Annotated in this window: 14 protein-coding genes; 11 read left to right on the forward strand and 3 right to left on the reverse strand. The window is 73.6% G+C overall.

Features of this window, described 5'->3' with window-relative positions; all coding sequences use genetic code 11:
* The first annotated feature begins 32 nt into the window (after positions 1-32).
* Positions 33-860 (forward strand): NAD(P)-dependent oxidoreductase, encoded by an 828-nt coding sequence (locus EV378_RS34560; protein ID WP_132432184.1) that lies wholly within the window; start codon positions 33-35, stop codon positions 858-860.
* A 46-nt stretch (positions 861-906) separates the two neighbouring features.
* Here EV378_RS34560 and EV378_RS34565 read toward each other — a convergent pair whose 3' ends face one another.
* A complete protein-coding gene (locus EV378_RS34565) occupies positions 907-1,464 on the reverse strand; it encodes a PadR family transcriptional regulator (RefSeq protein WP_132432186.1) in 558 nt (185 codons plus the stop codon).
* 78 nt (positions 1,465-1,542) lie between these two features.
* Here EV378_RS34565 and EV378_RS34570 point away from each other — a divergent pair, with 78 nt between their 5' ends.
* The 9 genes from EV378_RS34570 (at position 1,543) to EV378_RS34610 (ending at position 13,400) form a co-directional block, all read left to right on the forward strand.
* Positions 1,543-3,057, forward strand: coding sequence for a class I adenylate-forming enzyme family protein (locus EV378_RS34570; RefSeq protein WP_132432188.1), 1,515 nt, complete (start codon positions 1,543-1,545; stop codon positions 3,055-3,057).
* The gene (locus tag EV378_RS34575; RefSeq protein ID WP_243653909.1) at positions 3,050-5,458 is read left to right on the forward strand and encodes a xanthine dehydrogenase family protein molybdopterin-binding subunit; all 2,409 of its coding nucleotides are present in this window, start codon (positions 3,050-3,052) and stop codon (positions 5,456-5,458) included. Before EV378_RS34570 ends, EV378_RS34575 begins: the two co-directional genes overlap by 8 nt.
* A complete protein-coding gene (locus EV378_RS34580) occupies positions 5,449-6,222 on the forward strand; it encodes an enoyl-CoA hydratase/isomerase family protein (protein ID WP_132432190.1) in 774 nt (257 codons plus the stop codon). The genes EV378_RS34575 and EV378_RS34580 overlap by 10 nt, the downstream gene beginning before the upstream one ends.
* Before the next feature lie 36 nt (positions 6,223-6,258).
* Positions 6,259-7,278 (forward strand): FAD binding domain-containing protein, encoded by a 1,020-nt coding sequence (locus EV378_RS34585; RefSeq protein ID WP_132432192.1) that lies wholly within the window; start codon positions 6,259-6,261, stop codon positions 7,276-7,278.
* 205 nt (positions 7,279-7,483) lie between these two features.
* Positions 7,484-8,716 carry a xanthine dehydrogenase family Fe-S subunit gene (locus tag EV378_RS34590; protein ID WP_132432194.1) on the forward strand — a complete coding sequence of 411 codons (1,233 nt, stop codon included), beginning with the start codon at positions 7,484-7,486 and terminating at the stop codon, positions 8,714-8,716.
* Between the two features lie 890 nt (positions 8,717-9,606).
* Positions 9,607-10,824 (forward strand): acyl-CoA dehydrogenase family protein, encoded by a 1,218-nt coding sequence (locus tag EV378_RS34595; RefSeq protein WP_132432196.1) that lies wholly within the window; start codon positions 9,607-9,609, stop codon positions 10,822-10,824.
* 35 nt (positions 10,825-10,859) lie between these two features.
* Positions 10,860-11,786, forward strand: a complete 927-nt coding sequence (locus EV378_RS34600; protein WP_132432198.1) for an alpha/beta hydrolase — start codon at positions 10,860-10,862, stop codon at positions 11,784-11,786.
* 133 nt (positions 11,787-11,919) lie between these two features.
* Positions 11,920-12,564 (forward strand): DUF742 domain-containing protein, encoded by a 645-nt coding sequence (locus tag EV378_RS34605; RefSeq protein ID WP_132432200.1) that lies wholly within the window; start codon positions 11,920-11,922, stop codon positions 12,562-12,564.
* A gap of 47 nt (positions 12,565-12,611) precedes the next feature.
* Positions 12,612-13,400, forward strand: a complete 789-nt coding sequence (locus EV378_RS34610) for an LLM class F420-dependent oxidoreductase (protein ID WP_132432202.1) — start codon at positions 12,612-12,614, stop codon at positions 13,398-13,400.
* Here the strand turns inward: EV378_RS34610 and EV378_RS34615 are convergent.
* Both EV378_RS34615 and EV378_RS34620 read right to left on the reverse strand, forming a co-directional pair.
* Positions 13,397-15,481 carry a putative bifunctional diguanylate cyclase/phosphodiesterase gene (locus EV378_RS34615; RefSeq protein ID WP_132432204.1) on the reverse strand — a complete coding sequence of 695 codons (2,085 nt, stop codon included), beginning with the start codon at positions 15,479-15,481 and terminating at the stop codon, positions 13,397-13,399. The two genes, EV378_RS34610 and EV378_RS34615, sit on opposite strands and share 4 nt — an antisense overlap.
* A gap of 329 nt (positions 15,482-15,810) precedes the next feature.
* Positions 15,811-18,351: a DEAD/DEAH box helicase gene (locus tag EV378_RS34620; protein WP_243653910.1), complete on the reverse strand. Its 2,541-nt coding sequence runs from the start codon at positions 18,349-18,351 to the stop codon at positions 15,811-15,813.
* Between the two features lie 43 nt (positions 18,352-18,394).
* Between EV378_RS34620 and EV378_RS34625 the strand changes: the two genes are divergently transcribed.
* Positions 18,395-19,972, forward strand: a complete 1,578-nt coding sequence (locus EV378_RS34625) for a histidine kinase (RefSeq protein WP_132432208.1) — start codon at positions 18,395-18,397, stop codon at positions 19,970-19,972.
* Positions 19,973-19,990: the final 18 nt, after the last annotated feature.

Raw genomic sequence — 19,990 nt, forward strand, 5'->3', positions numbered from 1 at the left:
ATCGCGGCGCCGGGTGCGGGCATGATGCGGGCATGTACGTGATGGACGTCCCGGCCCGTCCGGTGGTCGGGATCCTGCACCCCGGCACGATGGGGGCCGCGCTCGGATCCGCGCTCAAGGCCCGTGCCGGCGCCGTGATCTGGGCCGACGCCGGCCGCTCGCACCCGACGGCGAAGCGGGCCGAGATCGCCGACCTGCAGGCCGTCCCGGACGTCGCGGAGCTGGCCCGGCGGGCGCACGTGATCGTCTCGATCTGCCCGCCGCACGCGGCCCGGGACGTCGCGGCGGAGGTCGCGGCCGGGCTCGGCGACCGCGCGGAGCGCCCGCTCTACGTGGACGCGAACGCCGTGTCCCCGGCGACCGTCGCGGAGATCGACCGGGTGCTGGGAGCCGGCACGGTCTGCGACGGCGCCGTGATCGGGCCACCGGCGTGGGAGCGCGGGACGACCGTGCTGTGGCTGTCCGGCCCCGGCGCGGCCGTCGCGGCCGGGCTGTTCGAGGGCTCCCCGTTCGACGCCCGCGTGCTCACCGGGCGGGCGGGCGACAGCACCATCGGCACGGCGAGCGGGCTCAAGGCGTGCTTCGCGTTGCAGAGCAAGGCGTTGCCGACGGTCTGGCTGGCGCTGGCGGAGGCCGCGGAACGTTACGGGGTCACCGACGAGCTGCGGGGCGAGCTGGACCGCGCGGGCGTCGGGTTCGAGTCGGCGCTGGCCGACGTGCGCGCGAAGGCGGCGTCCAAGGGCTGGCGCTGGGTGGGGGAGATGGAGGAGGCCGCGGACGCGCTGGCCGCCGTCGACGTGCCGGACGGCTTCTCCCGGGCCGCCGCGGAGCTCTACCGGCGGGCCGGCGAACGCGGCTGAGCCGTCCGGTGCACCGGCTCACGTCCCTGCCGGTCCGCCCGGCCGGTCAGGCGTTCCGCCGGGTCCGGAGACCGTCCAGGTCGTCCTTGGCCAGCGCCTGCCAGAACCGCAGCGCCGCGTGCTCCATCTCCAGCCCGAGCTCGAGCGTGATCATGCGGGGCTGCGCGAAGTCCGCATCGCCGAACCGCTCGACCATCCGCTCGTACTCGGCGATCCGTGCCCGGTGCTGCGCGATCTGCTCCTCGGCCAAGCGCGGCACGTCGCCGGGTGAGCCGACCTCGTTGAAGAAGAGCTTGAGCTCGGCGACGTCGCGCATCTGGAAGTGCTCGTCGGTCGGGGCGGAGAGCCAGTCGCGCAACGCGTCCCGGCCGTCGTCGGTCAGCGAGTACGTCTTGCGGCGCCGCCCGCCGTGCTCGTTCTCGCACTCCAGGAGGCCGCCCGCGGTGAGGCGGTCCGGCTCGTTGTAGAGCTGCGCGTGCGGGAAGTGCCAGAAGTAGCCGACCGAGCGCCCGACGGCCCGCTTCAGGTCGTACGGGGTCGACGGCCCGCGCAGGGCGATCATCCCGAGCACGACATAGGACGTCGTGGACAGTCGCACCGCCATGCACGGCACCCTATCGCCTCTTGCGGCACCGACACTCTCCTCCATATGGTCTGTTTCAGACGGTATGAGGGAGACGTTGTGGATCTGGCGACCACGCTGCGGTGGACGGCCGAGCGCCACCCGGACCGGGCCGCGGTGTCCGGGGTGGGGCGCACGCTCACCTACGCCGCCTGGGTCTCCCGCGTGAGCCGGCTGGCGCACGCGCTGCGGGCGGCCGGCGTCGGGCCGGGGGACCGGGTCGTGCTGTCCATGACCGGCGGTGAGCCGCTCGCGTCGCTGATCCTGGCCGCGCAGACGCTCGGCGCGGTGCCGGTGCCGCTGTCCACCCGATTCGGGGTCGACGAGCTGGCCTACTGCGTCGGCGACTCCGGCGCGGTCCTGGCGGTCACCGACGAGGCCCAGGCCGGCCGGACGGCCGCGGCCGTCGGGGACGTGCCGCTGCGGACGGCCGCCGAGCTCGACCGCGCCGCCGACGGGCATCCGGACGCCGCGCCCGGCCCGCCGCCGTCCGAGCAGGACACCGCCGTCGTGCTCTACACCTCCGGCACCACCGGTCGCCCGAAGGGCGTGCCGCGCACACATCGCGCCGAGCGCACCGCCGCCGTCGCACACGCCGTGCAGACCCGGCAGGCGCAGGGCGAGCGCGTGCTCGGCGTGATGCCGCTGTTCCACACGATGGGCCTGCGGACCCTGGTCTGCTCGATCGTCGTCGGCGGGACGTGGGTCGGGCAGCCGGTGTTCGACGCGGCCGGGACCGTCGAACTGCTCAGGGCCGAGCGGGTCTCGTCGCTCTACCTGGTCCCGACGATGTTCTGGTCCCTGCTGCGCGCCGGTGGACTCGATCATGCCTCGGAGCTGCGGAAGCTCGCGTACGCGGGAGCCGCGATGACGCCGTCGCTGGCCGAGGAGCTGGCCGGCGTCGTGCGGCCGGAGTCGTTCGTGAACCACTTCGGGTCCACCGAGGTCTACACGTTCACCGTGCACCCGGACGCCGCCGGGAAGCCGGGCTGCGCCGGGCGGGCCGGGATCTTCTCCCGGGTCCGGCTCGTGGCGCCGGAGCCGGGTGCGCCGCCGGACACCGAGGTCGCGCCGGGGGAGCAGGGCCAGGTGATCGCGTCGCTGGACAGTCCCGAGGCGTTCGCCGGCTACTGGCGGCGCCCGGACGCGGACGCGAAGGCCATCCGCGACGGCTGGTACTACACCGGCGATCTCGCCGTCGCCGACGCCGACGGCGACCTCTGGGTGTCCGGCCGGGTGGACGACATGATCAACTCGGGTGGCGAGAACGTCTACCCGGACGAGATCGAGGCGGCGCTGGCCCGCTCTCCCGAGATCGACGACGTGTGCGTCGCAGGCCTGCCCGACGAGCGCTGGGGGCAGGCGGTCACCGCGTTCGTCGTGCCGGTCGCGGGTGCGGACCCGGCGGTCACGGCCGAGAAGGCGATGGCGTTCGCCCGCGAGACGCTGCCGTCGCTGAAGCGCCCCAAGCGGATCGTCGCGGTCGACGCGATCCCGCGCTCGGGCGTGGGCAAGACGCTGCGACGGGTGCTGGTCGCCGGCGACTTCGAGGCGCGGGGTGAGGCGCGTGGCTGAGCGCTGGACCCCGTCCCGGGTGGAGGACGCCGCGCTGGTCAGCGGCACCGGGCGGTTCCTCGACGACCTGGACCCGCTGCCCGGCACGCTCGTCGCGGCCGTCGTGCGGTCGACGCAGCCGCACGCCCGGCTCGTGTCCGTCGACCTCTCGCGTGCCCGGGCGCATCCCGGCGTGGCCGCCGTGATCGGGCCGGACGAGGTGCGCGAGGCGGTGCGGCCGTTCCCGCTGTCCACCGGCGCGGCGATGCCGTACCTGCCGTCCGGTGTGGACACGGTCCGGTTCGTCGGGGAGCCGATCGCGGTCGTCGTCGCGTCCGACCGGTACACGGCCGAGGACGCGGCGGAGCTCGTCGGCGTCGACTACGAGCCGCTGGGCGTGGTCACGAGTGTCCGTGCGGCGCTGGAGCCGGACGCGCCGCTCCTGCACGCGGACAACGGGTCCAACGTCGCGACCGACCGGACGTTCTCGTTCGGACCGGTGGAGCAGGCGTTCGAGGACGCCGCGCACGTCGTGGAGGGGGAGTACGACTTCCCCCGCTACTCGTCGGTGCCGATGGAGTGCTACTCGGTGATCGCGCACTGGACGCAGGATGCGGACGGGCCCGCCGTCGAGACGTGGGCGAACTTCCACGGCCCGTTCACGATGGTGCCGGTGATGGCCGGCGCGCTGGGTCTCCCGACGTCGAGCGTGCGGCTGCACGTGCCGGCCGACATCGGCGGCAGCTTCGGGATCAAGGCGGGCATCTACCCGTACGTCGTGCTGATGGCGGTGGCCTCCCGGCACTCCGGGACGCCGGTGCGCTGGACCGAGGACCGTGTCGAGCACCTGCTGGCCAGCTCGACGGGCGCGGACCGTGTGATGCGCTGCGCCGCCGCCGTCGACGACTCCGGAACGGTCACCGCACTGCGGATGGACCTGGTGGACAACGTCGGTGCCTACATGCGCCCGCCGGAACCGTCCACGTTGTACCGCTGCTTCGGCAACATCACGGGCCCGTACCGGATCGGGGCCGTCGGGATCCGGGCGCGTGCCGTCGTCACGAACCAGATGCCGACCGGTCTGAACCGCGGCTTCGGCGGCCAGCAGCTCTACTTCGGGCTGGAACGGCTGATGGACGCCGTCGCCGACGCCACCGGCCTGGACGCCGTGGAGGTCCGGCGGCGCAACCTGGTCGACCGCTTCCCGTACGAGACGCCGACCGGCGGTGTCTACGACTCCGGGGACTACGCGGCCGCCGTCGAACTGGCGGTGAAGAACGCCGAGCTGGACTCGCTGCGCGCCACCCGGGCGTCCGTCCGCGCCGAGGGCGGCTACTACGGGATCGGGGTCGCGCTGGTCACCGACCCGTCCGGCACGAACATCGGCTACGTCGGGCTCGCGACGCCGGCGTCCGAGCGCAAGCCGGGCCGCGACAAGTCCGGGAGCACCGAGCACGTGCGGATGTCGGTGGACCTGCAGGGCCGGGTCACCGTGATGCTCGGGTCGGTGCCGCAGGGGCAGGGGCACGCCACCGTCGCCCGGCAGGTCGCGGCGGACCGGCTCGGGCTGCCGGTCGAGCAGGTGCGCGTCGTGATCGACATGGACACGGCGACGACGCCGTGGACCGTCACGTCCGGCAGCTACTCGTCGCGGTTCGCGCCGCTGGTGACGAGCGCCGTCGTCGAGGCCGCCGACCGGATCGGGGCGACGGTGCGTGCAGCGGCGTCGGTGCTGCTGGAGGTTCCCGCGGACGGTCTGGTGCTGGTCGACGGCACGGTCCGCGCCCCGTCCGGCGAGTCGGTGCTGTTCCGGCACGCGGCCGGCGTCGTGCACTGGGATCCGGGCGCGCTGCCGGACGGCACGTCGGCCCGGCTCTACGAGGAGGCCGCGTTCACGCCCCGCGAGGTCCGCGCCGCGACCCGGGACGACCGGATCAACTCCTCGCTCTGCTACGGGTTCGTCGCCGAGATCGTCGCGGTCCGGATCGACCCGGACACGCTCGAGATCGCGATCGACCGCGTCTCGTCCGTGCACGACGCCGGCACCGTGCTGAACCAGCAGCTGCTCGACGGCCAGGTGTACGGCGCGCTGACCCAGGCCCTGGGCGGTGCGATGTACGAGGAGTTCACCTACGCGACGTCCGGGCAGCCGACGTCGGCGACGTTCCTGGACTACCTGTGCCCGACGAGCGCGGAGGCCGGCTACGAGCTGCGCACCGACCACGTCGTGTCCCCGTCACCGCTGACGCCGCTGGGCGCCAAGGGGTCCGGCGAGGGCTCGTCGATGAGCTTCCCGGCGGCGTTCGCGAACGCCGTCGCCGACGCGCTCGCCCCGCACGGCGTCGCGATCACCCGCCTCCCGTTGCACGGCGAGGTCCTGCACCAGCTGCTGTCCGATCACGAGGAGAAGCAATGGCACTGACCGGCGGCGACGTCCTGCTCGACGTCGACGGCCCCGTGGCGTACCTGACGCTGTCCCACGGGAAGTACACCGTGGTGACCTGGGACATGCGCCAGAAGGTCGCCGACCGGTTCGCCGAGATCGACGCCGACGCGGCGGTCCGGGTAGTCGTGGTCCGTTCCGACGGCGAGCACTTCACCTCGGGCGGGGACATCGCCGGGTTCATGGAGGTCGACCCGATCGACTTCACCGACCTGGGGCACAACGTGACCGCGCCGGCCCGCAGCCCGAAGCCGGTGATCGCCGCGATCGACGGCTACTGCTTCGGTGTCGGTTGCGAGATGGTGCTGTCCTGCGACGTCCGCCTCGGCACGCCGCGCACGCAGCTCGCGCTGCCGGAGATGAACCTCGGCATGATCCCCGGATCCGGTGGCACGCAACGGCTGTCCCGCCTGATCGGCCTGTCCCGGGCGAAGTACCACATCATGACGGCCACCCGGATCAACGCCCAGCAGGCGCTGGACTGGGGGGTGCTGTCGTCGCTGTACGACGACCGGCCCTCGTTGGACAAGGCCACGGACGAGCTCGCGCACAGGATGGCCGGGTTCTCGCCGGCGGCGCAGCGCACCGCGAAGGAGGTGCTGGACAAGGGCATCGACGGCCCGCTCCACACCGGTATCGACCTGGAGCGGAAGGCCTACGCGATGCTGCGGTCCACACACGACTTCGCCGAGGGCGTCGCGGCGTTCACCGAGAAGCGCCCGGCGGAGTTCACGGGGCGGTGAGCGGAGCTTGCGGAGCGAGCAGAGAGCACTGACGACGTGAAACCGGCCCCGTTCGCCTACGTCCGCCCCGGCTCGCTCGACGACGTCCTGTCCGAGCTGACCGGCGGCGACGCCAAGGTGCTCGCGGGTGGACAGTCGCTCGCACCGGTTCTCGCCATGCGCCTCGGGCGCCCGTCGACGCTGGTGGACATCACGGCCGTCGCGGAGCTGGGGGAGCTCGCCCGGGGCGACGGGGCCTCGGACGGGCCGGGCGTCCTCCGCATCGGCGCGGCCGTGCGGCAGCGCGCCGTCGAACGGTCCCCGCTGTCCGGCGCGGTGCCGCTCCTGGGGCGGGCGCTGCCGTTCGTCGGGCACCGGGAGCTGCGCAGCCGCGGCACGGTGTGCGGCAGCCTCGCGCACGCCGACCCGGCCGCCGAGCTGCCCGCCGTCGTGGCCTGCCTCGGCGCTTCGGTGGAGGTGGCCGGTCCGCGCGGTCGGCGCCGGGTCCGGGGCGACGGGTTCGCGTCCGGCGCGATGACGACGGCCGCCGGTCCGGACGAGGTCGTCACGGCCGTCGAACTGCCGGTGGCCCGCCCCGGTGAGGGCTTCGGGTTCGCCGAGATCGCCCGTCGGCACGGGGACTTCGCTCTGGCCGGGGTCGTGACGGTGGTCCGGGTCGACCGGGACGGCTCGCTCGCGTCCGCCGTGCTCACCGGATTCGGCATCTCCGACCGCCCGGTCACCGAGGACGTGACGGAGCTGGTGCGCGCCGAGCTGACGGCCACCGACGGATCGGACGGTCCGTCGCGGGACGGATCGGTCGCCGCCGCTCGCATCGGGGGAACGGCACCGTCGACCCGGGCCGTTGCCGCCGGTGCACCCGGCGACGACCTCGCGCGGCGTCCGGCCGTCGACGACCTCGCGCAGCGGCTCCGCCCGGCGACGACCGAACTGGCCGCCCGGGTCGTCGACACCGGCGGGGACGCGCACGGCTCGACCGGCTACCGCCGCCGCCTGTTCTCGGTGCTGGCCGCCCGCGAACTGGCCGCCGCGCACACCCGAGCGGTGGTGGCATGACCGGCACGAACAGGCGTCGGAACCCCGCCGCACCCGGAGCGGCCCCGTCGAGATCGCACCGGTGGTGGTGCGAGACGCGGGACCACAGCCATGGGTGCGATCTCGACGGGGATCGGTCGACACCCGGCCGGGCGGCTGCCACATCGCGGGGCTGCTCGGTCGCCCGGCCCGGACCGCACGGGCGAACGCCGTCCCGGGAGGCCGGATGACCACCACCGAAGGCCGGACCTCCCGGCCCGTCGCGAAGATCGCGGCCGACGAGCTCGCCGACGTGACGCTGACCGTCAACGGCACCGAGGCGACGGTGTCCGTGCCGCCGCGCATGCACCTCGCGGACGTGCTGCGCGAGCGGCTCGGCCTGACCGGCACGCACCTGGGGTGCGAGCACGGGGTGTGCGGCATGTGCACGGTGCTCGTCGACGGCGACGCGGCCCGGGCGTGCCTGCTGTTCGCCGTGCAGTGCGACGGCGCCGACGTCGTCACCGTCGAAGGACTCGGCTCCGCCGACGACCAGCACCCGCTGCAGCGGGCGTTCTCCCACCACCACGGCCTGCAGTGCGGGTTCTGCACGCCCGGGATGCTGATGTCCGGCTACGACCTGCTCACCCACGACCCCGCCGTCGACGCCGACGACCTGCCGGAGCAGATGTCCGGCGTGCTCTGCCGGTGCACCGGGTACCGCGGGATCCTCGCCGCCGTCTCGGATGTCGCCGGCGAGTACCCGGACGGGGTGCCGGCTCCGCGCAACTGCGGTCCGCGCACGCTGGTCGGCCGGTCGGGTTCTCCGCGCGCCGGTGCCGCGCCGTCCGGCGAACCCGCGCCGGGCCCTGCGGTCCCGGACGAGGTGCGGATGCCGACGGGCGAGCCGTCCGCCACCGTCGCCGTCCGCAGCGCCCTCGCTTCCGGCGTCGACGACGTGTGGCGCGTGCTCGACGACATCGGGCTCCTGGTGCGCTGCCTGCCCGGCGCGGAGCTCGTCGAGTCGCTGGACGAGTGGCGGCACCGGGGAAGGGCGACGGTCGCGCTCGGTCCGGTGAAGCTGCGGTTCGACGGGCTCGCCCAGATCGTCGAGCGGGACCCGGACGCGCGCACTCTCCGGGTACTGGCCCAGGGGGCCGACGCGGGTGGGAGCGCCACCCGGGCGGTGATCGCCCTGCGGGTCGAGCCCGTCGGCGACGGCGGCAGCACGCTCGTCGCGGACGCGGATCTCTACCTCTCCGGCCGGATCGCCCAGTTCGGACGCGCCCTGGCCGGTGACGTCAGCCGCCGCCTGTTCGCCGACTTCGGCCGCTCGGTCGACGAGGCCGCCCGTACCGGCAGCGCCCCCGCCGCCGCGTCCGGCGGCCAGCTCCGCGTGGCGCTCGGTGCGACGGCCGACGCACTCCGGGCCATGGCCCGACGCGTTCGCGCCCGCCTACTGAGCTGCCGGACCCGCTGATCATCAGGGCCCTTCCTGATCGACGGCCGGGGTGCCCCGCCCGGGCCACGACCGCAACCTGGCTCCGCGTGCCAGGCCACGACCGGTCCGACCTGGTGATCGGCAGAACCGGTCAGACCGCGCCACTGGTGGCGCGTCTGTGCCGGTTCCGCTGATCACGGGTGGCCGGTGGTGTGGTGGCGCCCGGAGTGTTCGCCGCGGTCGGGCAGACCGCGCCATGCGTGTCGCCTACCCGCCACATGTGCTGATCATGGCAGCGCCCAGTGGAGGCGCCCGCATGATCGGCAGAACCGGTCAGGCTGCGCCACTGGTGGCGCGTCTGTGCCAGTTCCGCTGATCACGGCCGCTCCGGCGGTGGCAAGGCCCGGCGTGATCGGCGGGATCGGTCAGGCCGCGCCACTGGTGGCGTGTTCGTGCCGGTTCCGCTGATCATGGTGCAGCGGCGTGGTGGCGACCAGCATGATCGGCGGGATCGGCTGGGTCGCGCCACGGGTGGCATGTTCGTGCCGGTTCCGCCGATCACGGTCGGCCCGGCGGGGGCGCGGCCCTGCGTGATCGGCGGGATCGGTCGGATCCCGCCACCGGTGGCGTGTTCGTGCCAGTTCCGCCGATCATGGTCGGCCGCTGATCATGCGGGTCGGTGGGAGGCCACGTGCTCTGCTCACACCGGCGCAGCACCGGTCGGAGCAGTGGCTCGCCCGGACGGTGGCCGAGCCCGTCGCGTGGAGGTGAGCAGAGCACCGCGTGCGGACGGCGTGAGGCACGGGTCACGAGGCCCGGCCTGCGCGAGGCCCTGACCTGCGGGATCCCGCCGAGGCGTGCACGACGAGAGCCTGGTCCGCCGGGGAGGTCGGCGCGCCACGGCGGCGGGGACCGTCGATACTGCCGGCATGAGCGACTCCGATGCCGTCGAGTTCCTCGAGCCGCCGATCCCGGTCGTGCCGTCCCCGTTCCACACCGCGGAGCGGGAGGCGTTGCAGAAGCAGGCCCGCGAGTTCGCGATGGGCAGGGTCCTGCCGCTCGCCGGCGAGCTGGACCCGAAGAAGGGCGAGATCCCGCGCGAGCTGCTCGACGAGATGGGCGAGCTCGGCTACTTCGGCATCACCGTGCCGTCGGAGTACGGCGGGATGGGCCTCGGGGCGTTCGAGTACTGCATGGTCGCCGAGGAGCTGGCCCGTGCGTGGATGAGTGTCGGGTCGATCATCGCGCGGGCACAGGGCGCCGGCACCGGCGTCGCCGACGAGGACCGCAGGGCGGAGCTGCTGCGGCGCAGCGCCCGTGGTGAGTGGATCGGTGCGATCGCACTGTCCGAACCGGACGCCGGATCGGACCTGGCCGCCGTCGGGACGCGGGCCGAGCGCGACGGCGACGAGTTCGTCGTGACCGGGCACAAGCGCTGGACCGGCAACGCCAAGGCCGCCGACTTCATCCAGGTGCTCGTCCGGACCGGCGACCCGGAGCCGGGGGAGCGGCGGAGCGCGGGCCTGGCCACGATCGTCGTCGAGAAGGAGCGCGACGCGTTCCCGCCCGGGATCACCGGCACCCCGATCGACAAGATCGGCTACCACGGGTTCGAGACCTGGGACCTCGAGTTCGACGGGCTCCGGGTCCCGGTGGCGAACCAGCTCTCGGCGGGTGGTGAGGGCTTCCAGTCCACGCAGGCCTGGCTGAACATCGCCCGCGTGCACACGGCCGCGCGGGCGGTCGGGCTGGCCCGCGCCGCCGTCGAGGACTGCATCGGGTACCTGCAACGCAGGCGGCAGTTCGAGCACCCGATCGGGGACTTCCAGGCCGTCCGGTTCACGCTCGCCACGATGGCCGCCCGCGTCGAACAGGCCCGCAGCTTCTACCAGCACGTCGCGCACCGGATCGACCAGGGCGAGTCGTGCGAGCGGGAGGCGGCGATGGTCAAGCTCGTCGCCACCGAGATGGCCGCCGAGGTCACCGGCGACGGCATCCAGCTGCACGGCGGCAACGGCTACACCACCGAGCACCAGGTGGAGCGGCACTGGCGCGACGCGCGCCTGACCACGATCTTCGAAGGCACCAGCGAGATCCAGCGCAAGATCGTCGCCGACCGCCTGCTGCCGCGGAGCCCGCTCGGCTAGTGCCGTGGCGCGGAACGGGACTAGCGTCCGACCCCATGGCGCTCGACCCGGCTTTCCGTACCGTCCTGGACACGCTGGAGCGGGCGGACGCCGTGCCCCTCGTCCGCGATGGCGACGCCCTCGCGACCAGGGCGCACTACCGCGAGCTGTCGATGGCACGCCGGGGCCCGGGGTTCGTGCCGGAGGAGGTCGCCGACGTCGCGGACGGCGAGTTCCCCGGCGGACCCGACCACCACATCCCGGTGCGGAGCTACCGCCCGGCAGAGGACACCGGCGCGATCGTCGTGTACCTGCACGGCGGGGGGTGGGTCGTGGGGGATCTCGACACGCACGACCCGGTCTGCCGCCGCGTCGCGAACGCGACCGGCGCCACGGTCGTGTCGGTGGACTACAGCCTCGCCCCGGAACACCCGCACCCGGCCGCGCTGGACGACGCGGAGATGGTGCTGCGCTACCTGTCGGCGAGCGCGTACGGCCGTCCGATCGGTGTGGCCGGCGACAGTGCGGGAGCCAGCCTCGCCGCGGGCCTGGCCGTGCGGGCGGCACGCGGTGGCGGGATGCGGGTCGACGCGCAGCTCCTGTTCTACCCGGCGACCGACCCGACCGGTTCACACCCGTCGGTCGCGGAGAACGGGCACGGGTACTTCCTGACGGCCGCCGACATGGCGTTCTTCTGGGAGCAGTACCTGCCGGGCGGCGCGGGTGCCACGGACCCGGACATCGCCCTGCTCGGCACGGACGTGCGGGGGGTCGCTCCCGCCGTGATCGCGACCGCGGAGTTCGACCCGCTGCGCGACGAGGGCCGGGCCTACGCCGACCAGCTGGAACGCGCCGGCGTCACCGTCCACCGGGTGGAGGGGCCGGGACTGATCCACGGGTTCGCCGCGTTCCTCGGCGTGGTGGACGCGGCCGACACGGTGGTGGCGTCGGCCCTGGCCGCGTTCCGGGACCTGCTGGCCTGAGCACGGGAACGCGGTGCGTGCCGTCACACGACCGTCACACGGAGGACACGGACCGGTAGCAGGGCTTCGCCATATTCGGGCTTTCCCGGCATGTCACCGGGGTGGAGCAGTCGAACCGAGCGGAGCGTGACGGATGGGCCGACCGGAGACCGGTCGCACCGGCGCGCGGTTCGGCGCGCCCGCCCGCCGCGCGCGGCACGATCCCGATCCGGATGCGCCGCACGGCGTTCCGGTGGAGGAACCGCAGGCCACCACCGGGTCCACCGTGGACGACGCGTCCGCAGACGACGTCGGCCTCACCGGCGCCCGCTTCGGTGGTCGGGGGCGGAAGTCGCGCAAGGAGCGGCTGGCCGAGAAACAGCAGGCCGCACAGCTCCCCGCGCCGGAGCCGGAACCCGAGCCCGAGGAGGACCGCCCGACCGCGGAGCTGCCCCGGATCGTCGAGGAACCGGCCGTCGCGATCGCGGCCCGTCCGTACGTGCTGACCGGCGGGCGCACGAAGGTCCGGGCCGAGCTGCGGATCGAGACGATGGTGTCGGCGACCGGACCGGCCGCGGGGGAGTACGGGGAGCGGCACACGGTGATCACGTTGTGCGCCAACCCCCGTTCGGTCAGCGAGGTCGCCGCCCTGACCGGCGTTCCGCTCGGCGTCGCCCGCGTCCTGATCGACGACCTGGCCATCGAGGGGCGCCTGCGGGTGCATCTCGGCGTCGACCCGAACGGCGGGCCGGACATGGCGCTGCTCGACCGGGTGCTGTCCGGGCTGCGCCGGCTGTAGGAGCGACCCGCCGCGCCGAACTCCGCGGATGCGGAGAGGATGATCGCATGAGCACCGATCGTCCCGTACGGATCGGGCTGCAGCTGCAGCCCCAGCACGCCGACTACGCCGACATCCGCCGTACCGTCGCCGCCGCCGAGGAGGCGGGGGCGGACATCGTCTTCAACTGGGACCACTTCTTCCCGCTCTACGGTGAGCCGGACGGCAAGCACTTCGAGTGCTGGACGATGCTCGGCGCCTGGGCCGAGGCCACGTCCCGCGTCGAGATCGGCGCGCTGGTCACGTGCAACAGCTACCGGAACCCGGAACTGCTCGCGGACATGGCCCGCACCGTCGACCACATCTCCGACGGCCGGCTGATCCTGGGAATCGGCTCCGGCTGGTTCCAGCGCGACTACGACGAGTACGGCTACGAGTTCGGCACGGCGGGCGGACGGCTGAACGACCTCGCGGCCGCGCTGCCGCGGATCCGGGACCGCTGGGGGAAGCTGAACCCGGCCCCGACCCGCGACATCCCGATCCTGATCGGCGGTGGCGGCGAGAAGAAGACGCTGCGCTACACGGCGGAGCACGCGTCGATCTGGCACGGCTTCGGGGACGCGGAGACCGTGGCACACAAGTGCGGCGTGCTCGACGGGCACTGCCGCGACCTGGGCCGCGACCCGTCGGAGATCGAGCGGTCGGCCGGGGTGCGGGACGCACCGGAGAAGGACGGCCCGGCGCTGTACGAGGCCGGGGTCCGGCTGTTCACGGTCGGCCAGGACGGGCAGGACGGCTACGACCTGGCCCTGCTGCGGGACTGGATCGCCTGGCGCGACGAGCAGAACAGGCGCTAACGCACGAACGGGTACCGCACCAGGCCCGGGATGCGTTCCGCCGGGACGGCGGGGGCGTAGTACCAGCCCTGGGCGTTGGCGCTGCCGTAGCGGCGGAGGCGGACGGCCTGCTCGCGGGTCTCCACCGCCTCCGCCGTGACCTCGAGGTCCAGCGACCGCGCGAGCTTGACCAGCGCGCGGAGGATCACGTCGTCGCGGTCGCCCGCGCCGCCGACGAAGCTGCCGGCGAGCTTGAGGTGGTGCACCGGCAGCTGGCGCAGGTAGGCGAGGTTGGAGTACCCGGTGCCGAAGTCGTCGATCGCGATCCGCACGCCGAGGTCGGCGATCTCCCGCAGCACCGACGCCGGCTTGTCCTGGGTGTCCATCAGGTCCCGCTCGGTGAGCTCGAGCTGCAGCAGCTCCGGCGGCAGCCCGTGCTCGCCGAGCACCCGCACCACGTCGGCGACCAGGTCGTTCTCGGTGACCTGCCGGGCGGCCACGTTCACGCTGATCACCAACGGGTTCGACGGGTCGGCGTCGAGCCAGCGACGGGCCTGCCGGCAGGACTCCTCCAGGACCCGCCTCCCGAGCGGCACGACCAGCCCGGTCTCCTCGGCGAGCGGGATGAACCGGTCCGGCCCGATCAGCTCGCCGTCCGGGCGCAGCCACCGCACGAGTGCCTCGACACCGACCATCGTCTCGTCGGAGAGCCGGACGATCGGCTGGTAGAGCACGTGGAAGTGGTCCTTGCGCAGCGCCTCCGGCATCTGGGCGGACAGCTCGAAGTTCAGGACGTCGGCTTGATGGCGTTCGCGGTCGAACACCGCGTACCGGCCGCGCCCGTCGTGCTTGGCCGAGTAGAGGGTGGTGTCGGCGGCCTTCATCAGCTCCGCGGGGCCGCCGGTGTCGTGCCGGACGACGCCGACGCTCGCCGAGATCGCGATGTCGTGCTCGCCGATCCGGACCGAGTGCCGGACCGTCTCCAGGGCCAGTGCGGCGACCTCCTCGAGCATCTCCCGGTCCGGGCTGCGCTCCACGAGCACGACGAACTCGTCGCCGCCCATCCGCGCGACCAGGTGCCCGGCCGGTTCCAGGTTGTCCCGCAGGCGCTCGGCCAGCGCCTGCAGCAGGCGGTCGCCGGTCTCGTGGCCGAGCGTGTCGTTGACGACCTTGAACCCGTCCAGGTCCAGGTAGCAGACGCCGGGGCGGGCCCCGTCCTGCTCCGCGTCGTCGATCGCCGACTGCAGGCGCTCGAAGAACAGCGACCGGTTCGGCAGGCCGGTCAGCGGGTCGTGCCCGGCCTGGTGGCGCAGCCGGCGCTGCAGCTCCATCCGCTCCGTGACGTCCTTGGTGATGGACACCAGGTAGCGCACGCCGCCGTCCTCGTCGCGGACCGCGGAGACGACGCTCTCCAGCCAGACCTGACTGCCGTCCGGACGCAGGACGGCGTGCTCGACCTCGATCGACTCGACCTCGCCTGCCGTCAGGCGCGCGAGGTCCGCCCAGAAGACGGGGTGCTCGTCCGGTGGGAGCCAGTGCGCCAGCGTCGTCTCGCGGATCCCCTCCACGGACGAGGCGACCAGCTCGGCCGCCGCGCGGTTCGCCTCGATCGAGGCCCCCTGCGGGTTCATCATCGCGATCGCGACCGGTGAGTGCTCGAACAGCACCCGGAACCGGGCCTCGCTGGACCAGCGGGCCTCGTCGGCCCGGCGGCGGGCGATCAGGGCGGCCCTGGTGATCTCCTCGTGCTCGCCGAGCGCGCGGACCCGCAGTGCCTGCGCGTAGCCGCGGCCCACGGCCCCGACGACGGCGGACAGGCGCAGGACGCGCCCCGGCGAGTCGGCGGCCGGTGCACATGCCTCGCCGACGGCGGCCTGGGCACTCTCCAGCGCGGCCGGGTCGACGAGATGCGCCTCGACCAGCGCGCGACCGGCCGCGCGGGCGGCCTCGGCGTCGTGCTCCGGGGCGAGCACGGCGACCAGCACCTGTTCCGCGAAGCGGGTCAGCGGGCCGCGGGTCTCGTCGCCGGAGCGGACCAGGTAGCCCTGGCCGTCGACGATCCGGCCGAGCAGGAGTGTCGCGAGACTCTCCGCGGTGGGCACCCGGGACTTCCGCAGCGGATCCCCGCCGGGGGCCGGTTCCGTTCCGCGGGACACCGCGGCGCTCACCGGCACGGGACGAGCGTCGGTGCCGGCCCTCGCGCCACGCCTGGCGCCGACGCCGGGCCGGGCCGCCGGCCTGGCCGTCGCACCGCTCGCTGCACCTCGCTCATGGGGGCCGTCTCGTACTCCGTGGGTCCCGAGCCCCCGGGGTTCGACGCGGAGACTATCGCCGTTCACTCATCGTGACCACGGAACACCCTAACCAACGGTGTCATCCGATAGGGCGGTTCGGGCAAGACCGTTTGACCGACACGCGGACACACGCCGTGTCAGGACCGGTCGTCGAACGCGGTGATCCATATCACCGCTTCGCCGGATTCGTCGGACGCCGCGAGATCAACCTCCGCGGTGAGCGCCCAGTCCCGGTCCCCGGCCGGGTCGTCCACCACCTGACGGACGAGCCAGCGGTCCGCCTCCTCGGTGATGTCGATCATCTGCGGTCCGCGGGCGTCGGCTCCGAACCCGATCCGGTCGTGCACCTCGAAGTACGGCGCGAACGCCTCCCGCCAGCGCTCGGCCGTCCACCCGGACTCGCGATCCAGCTCGCCGAGCTCCTCCCAGCGGCTCAGCGCGGCGAGCTCGACCCGGCGGAACATCGCGTTGCGCACGAGCACCCGGAACGCGCGCGGGTTGGCCGTGACGCCGTCCGGTGCCGTCTCCGGCCCGCCGGCCCCGCCCGGTCGGACCTCGGCGCCGTCGCCGACGTCCGCGCCCGCCGCGAGCGTCGCCCACTCGTCGAGCAGGCTGGAGTCGGTCTGCCGGACCAGCTCCCCGAGCCACTCGATGAGGTCGGAGAGCTCCTCGGTGCGGGCGTGCTCCGGGACGGTCTGGCGCAGCGCCCGGTAGGTGTCGGCCAGGTAGCGCAGCACCAGCCCCTCGGAGCGGGCGAGACCGTAGTGCGAGACGTACTCGGTGAACGTCATCGCCCGCTCGCTCATGTCCCGCACGACCGACTTGGGCGAGAGCCGCGCGTCCTCCACCCATGGCGCGCCCCGGCGGTAGGTCTCCAGGGCCGCGTGCAGCAGCTCGTCGAGCGGCTTCGGGTAGGTGACGTCGTCGAGCAGCGCCATGCGTTCCTCGTACTCGATGCCGTCGGCCTTCATCCGCGCGACGGCGTCGCCGCGGGCCTTGTTCTGCTGCGCGGCGAGCACCTGGCGCGGGTCGTCGAGCGTCGACTCGATCACGGAGACCACGTCGAGCGGGTACTCCGGGCTCTCCCGGTCGAGAAGCTCGATGGCGGCCAGCGCGAACGGCGACAGCGGCTGGTTCAGCGCGAAGTCCAGCTGCAGCTCGTCGACGATCCGGACGCGAGGTCGGGGGGCACCCTCCACGGTGTACTCCTCGACCACACCCGCGGTGCGCAGCGCCCGGTAGATCGCGATCGCCCGCAGGATGTGCCTGCGTTGCCGGGACCGCGGCTCGTGGTTGTCGGTGAGCAGCTGCTTCATCGCCGCGTAGGTGTCGCCGCCGCGGGAGACCACGTTCAGCAGCATCGCGTGCGTGACCTGGAAGTGGCTGGTCAGCGGCTCCGGCCGGGCCGCCTGCAGTTTCTGGAACGAGACCTCCGACCAGCCGACGAACCCCTCCGGCGGCTGCTTGCGCGCCACCTTGCGGCGCTTCTTCGGGTCGTCGCCCGCCTTGGCCAGCGCCTTGGCGTTCTCGATGTCGTGCTCGGGGGCCTCCGCGACGACGGTGCCCACGGTGTCGTACCCGGCCCGCCCTGCCCGTCCGGCGATCTGGTGGAACTCGCGCGCCTTGAGCGGACGCACGCGGCTGCCGTCGTACTTCGAGAGCGCCGTGAACAGCACGGTGCGGATCGGCACGTTGATCCCGACGCCGAGCGTGTCCGTCCCGCAGATCACCCGCAGCAGCCCGGCCTGGGCGAGCGTCTCCACCAGGCGCCGGTAGCGGGGGAGCATGCCGGCGTGGTGCACGCCGATGCCGTGGCGGACCAGGCGGGACAGCGTCCTCCCGAAGCCTGCCGTGAACCGGAAGCTGCCGATCGTCTCCGCGATCGCCGCCTTGTCCTCCTTGGACGCGACGTTGACGCTGGTCAGCGACTGGGCCCGTTCGATGGCGGCCTGCTGGGTGAAGTGTACGACGTAGACCGGCGCCTCGTGCGTCACGAGCAGCTCGGAGATCGTCTCGTGCAGCGGTTCGAGGACGTAGCGGAACACCAGCGGGACCGGCCGCTCCACGGACGTGATCTGGGCGGTCTCCCGCCCGGTGCGGCGCTTCAGGTCCTCTGCGAAGAAGTCGGTGTCCCCGAGGGTGGCGCTCATCAGCAGGAACTGCGCCTGACCGAGCTCGACGATCGGCACCTGCCACGCCCAGCCGCGCTGCGGGTCGGCGTAGAAGTGGAACTCGTCCATGATCACCGCGCCGACGTCGGCCGAGCGACCCTCGCGCAGCGCCAGGTTCGCCAGGATCTCAGCCGTGCAGCAGATGATCGGGGCCTTCTCGTTGACGGCCGCGTCGCCGGTCATCATCCCGACCTTGTCGGCGCCGAACACCTCGATCAGCGCGAAGAACTTCTCGCTGACCAGCGCCTTGATCGGCGCCGTGTAGAACGAGCGCTCGCCGCGGGCCAGCGCCACGGCGTGCGCCCCGATCGCGACCAGCGACTTCCCGGACCCGGTCGGCGTCGACAGGATGACGTTCGCGCCGGTCACGAGCTCCAGGAGCGCGTCCTCCTGCGCCGGGTAGAGCGAGAGCCCGCGCTCGTCGAACGCCCAGTCCGCGAACACCTCGACGAGCTTGTCGGGGTCGTCGCCGTGCGGGAGGCGGTCGGTCAGCAACGGGGAAACCACCCGTTCATCGTCGCAGGTCGCACGACGACTACCGTGCAGCCCTGTGAGGGGGCCGGACCGGCGGGACATGCCCGACCTCGTCCCTCCGATGCTCCCGGCCGCCGGTGAGCTCGACGAGGCGACCGACGCGTCGCGCTGGGCGGTGGAGTTCGCCTGGGTGGGCCACCGCTGCGTCGCCTACGCGCGGCCGGGGCGGGTGCGTCTGCTGTCGTCCACGGCCCGCAGCGTCACCGGCTCGTTCCCGGACCTGGCTCCGCTCGGCGATCAGGCGCCGGGGGCGGGCATGGTGCTCGACGGCGTCGTGGTCGCGCTGGACGAGGCCGGACGCCCGTCGCGGCCGTCGCTGATGCGCCGCACCGCCACCGTGCGCCCGGACCCGAAGCTGGTCGAGGAGGTCCCGGTCGGCTACGTCGCCACGGACCTGCTGTGGTGCGACGGCAGGCGGACCGCCGACCTGCCGTACCGGGACCGCCGCCGCGAGCTGGAGGAGCTCGGGCTGGGCTCGCCGATCCTGGTGCCGCCGTCGTTCTCGCTGGACGAGGCGGACCTGGTGGTCCGGACGGCGGAGCAGTACGGGCTGGAGAGCCTGCACCTCAAGCGTCTCGACGTGCCCTACCAGCCGGGACGGCGCACCCGGCACTGGCTGCGGGTGCCGCTGCGCCGGCGCCGTCAGGCACTGGTGTGCGGGTGGGTCCCGGTCTCGCGGGACGGGACGCGCTCCGGATGGCCACGCTCCGGGCCGGACCGGATCGCCGCGGTGCTGCTCGGTCTGCCCGGTCCGGACGGACCGGAGTACGTCGGACGGGTCGGGCTCGGCGCCTCCCAGGACCGTGAGGACGTCGCCGCGATCGTCGCGGCGCCCCGCACGGACGTCCCGCCGTTCCGCGTCGGCGGCGCCGACGCCGGGCGGAGTGCGTCGACGGGTGTCCCCGCCGAGATCGCCGAGCAGGCCAGGTGGCTCGAGCCGGGCCTGGTCGCGCTCGTCGAGCACCGCGGGCGGACGGCCGCCGGGCGTCTCGTGCTGCCGTCCTGGCTGGGGCTCGTCGCGCCGGACGACATCGAGCCGGAGCTGGAGAGCGAGTGGCCGGAGCCCGTCCCGGAACCGCCCGCCGAGCCAGAGGCACCCACCGCGGAGATCGAGGAGGCCCCTCCGGCCCCGTGGCACGGCTCGCTGTCCCGGCGCCTGGAACAGCACTTCGTCTACAACACACTGAACACGATCGCCGCGCTCGTCCGCACCGACCCGCCGCGGGCCCGCGAGCTGCTGCTCGGGTTCGCCGACCTGTCCCGGGCCGCCGACCGCGCGGGCGAGGCGAGCATCCGGCTCGACGAGGAGCTGGCCGCCGTGCGCGCCTACCTCGAGATCGAGCACGCGCGTTTCGGCAGCCGCCTGGAGACCTCGGTGCCGGACGCGGGTGACCTGGCGGGAGCACCCGTCCCGCCGCTGGCCGTGCTCGCGGCCGTCCGCGAGGCCGTGCAGCAGTGGGTCGAACCACATCCGGAAGGCGGCTCCGTCGCGGTCACGACGGGCGACGGGGAATGCCTGGTCACGGCCGCCGTGGGCGAGTCGGGCGAACCGGTCGTCGTGCTCGCCCTGCCGCTGGTCGCCGGCCCGTCCTGATCGATCCACCCACCGGCT

It is taken from the genome of Pseudonocardia endophytica, assembly GCF_004339565.1.
Classification (GTDB): domain Bacteria; phylum Actinomycetota; class Actinomycetes; order Mycobacteriales; family Pseudonocardiaceae; genus Pseudonocardia; species Pseudonocardia endophytica.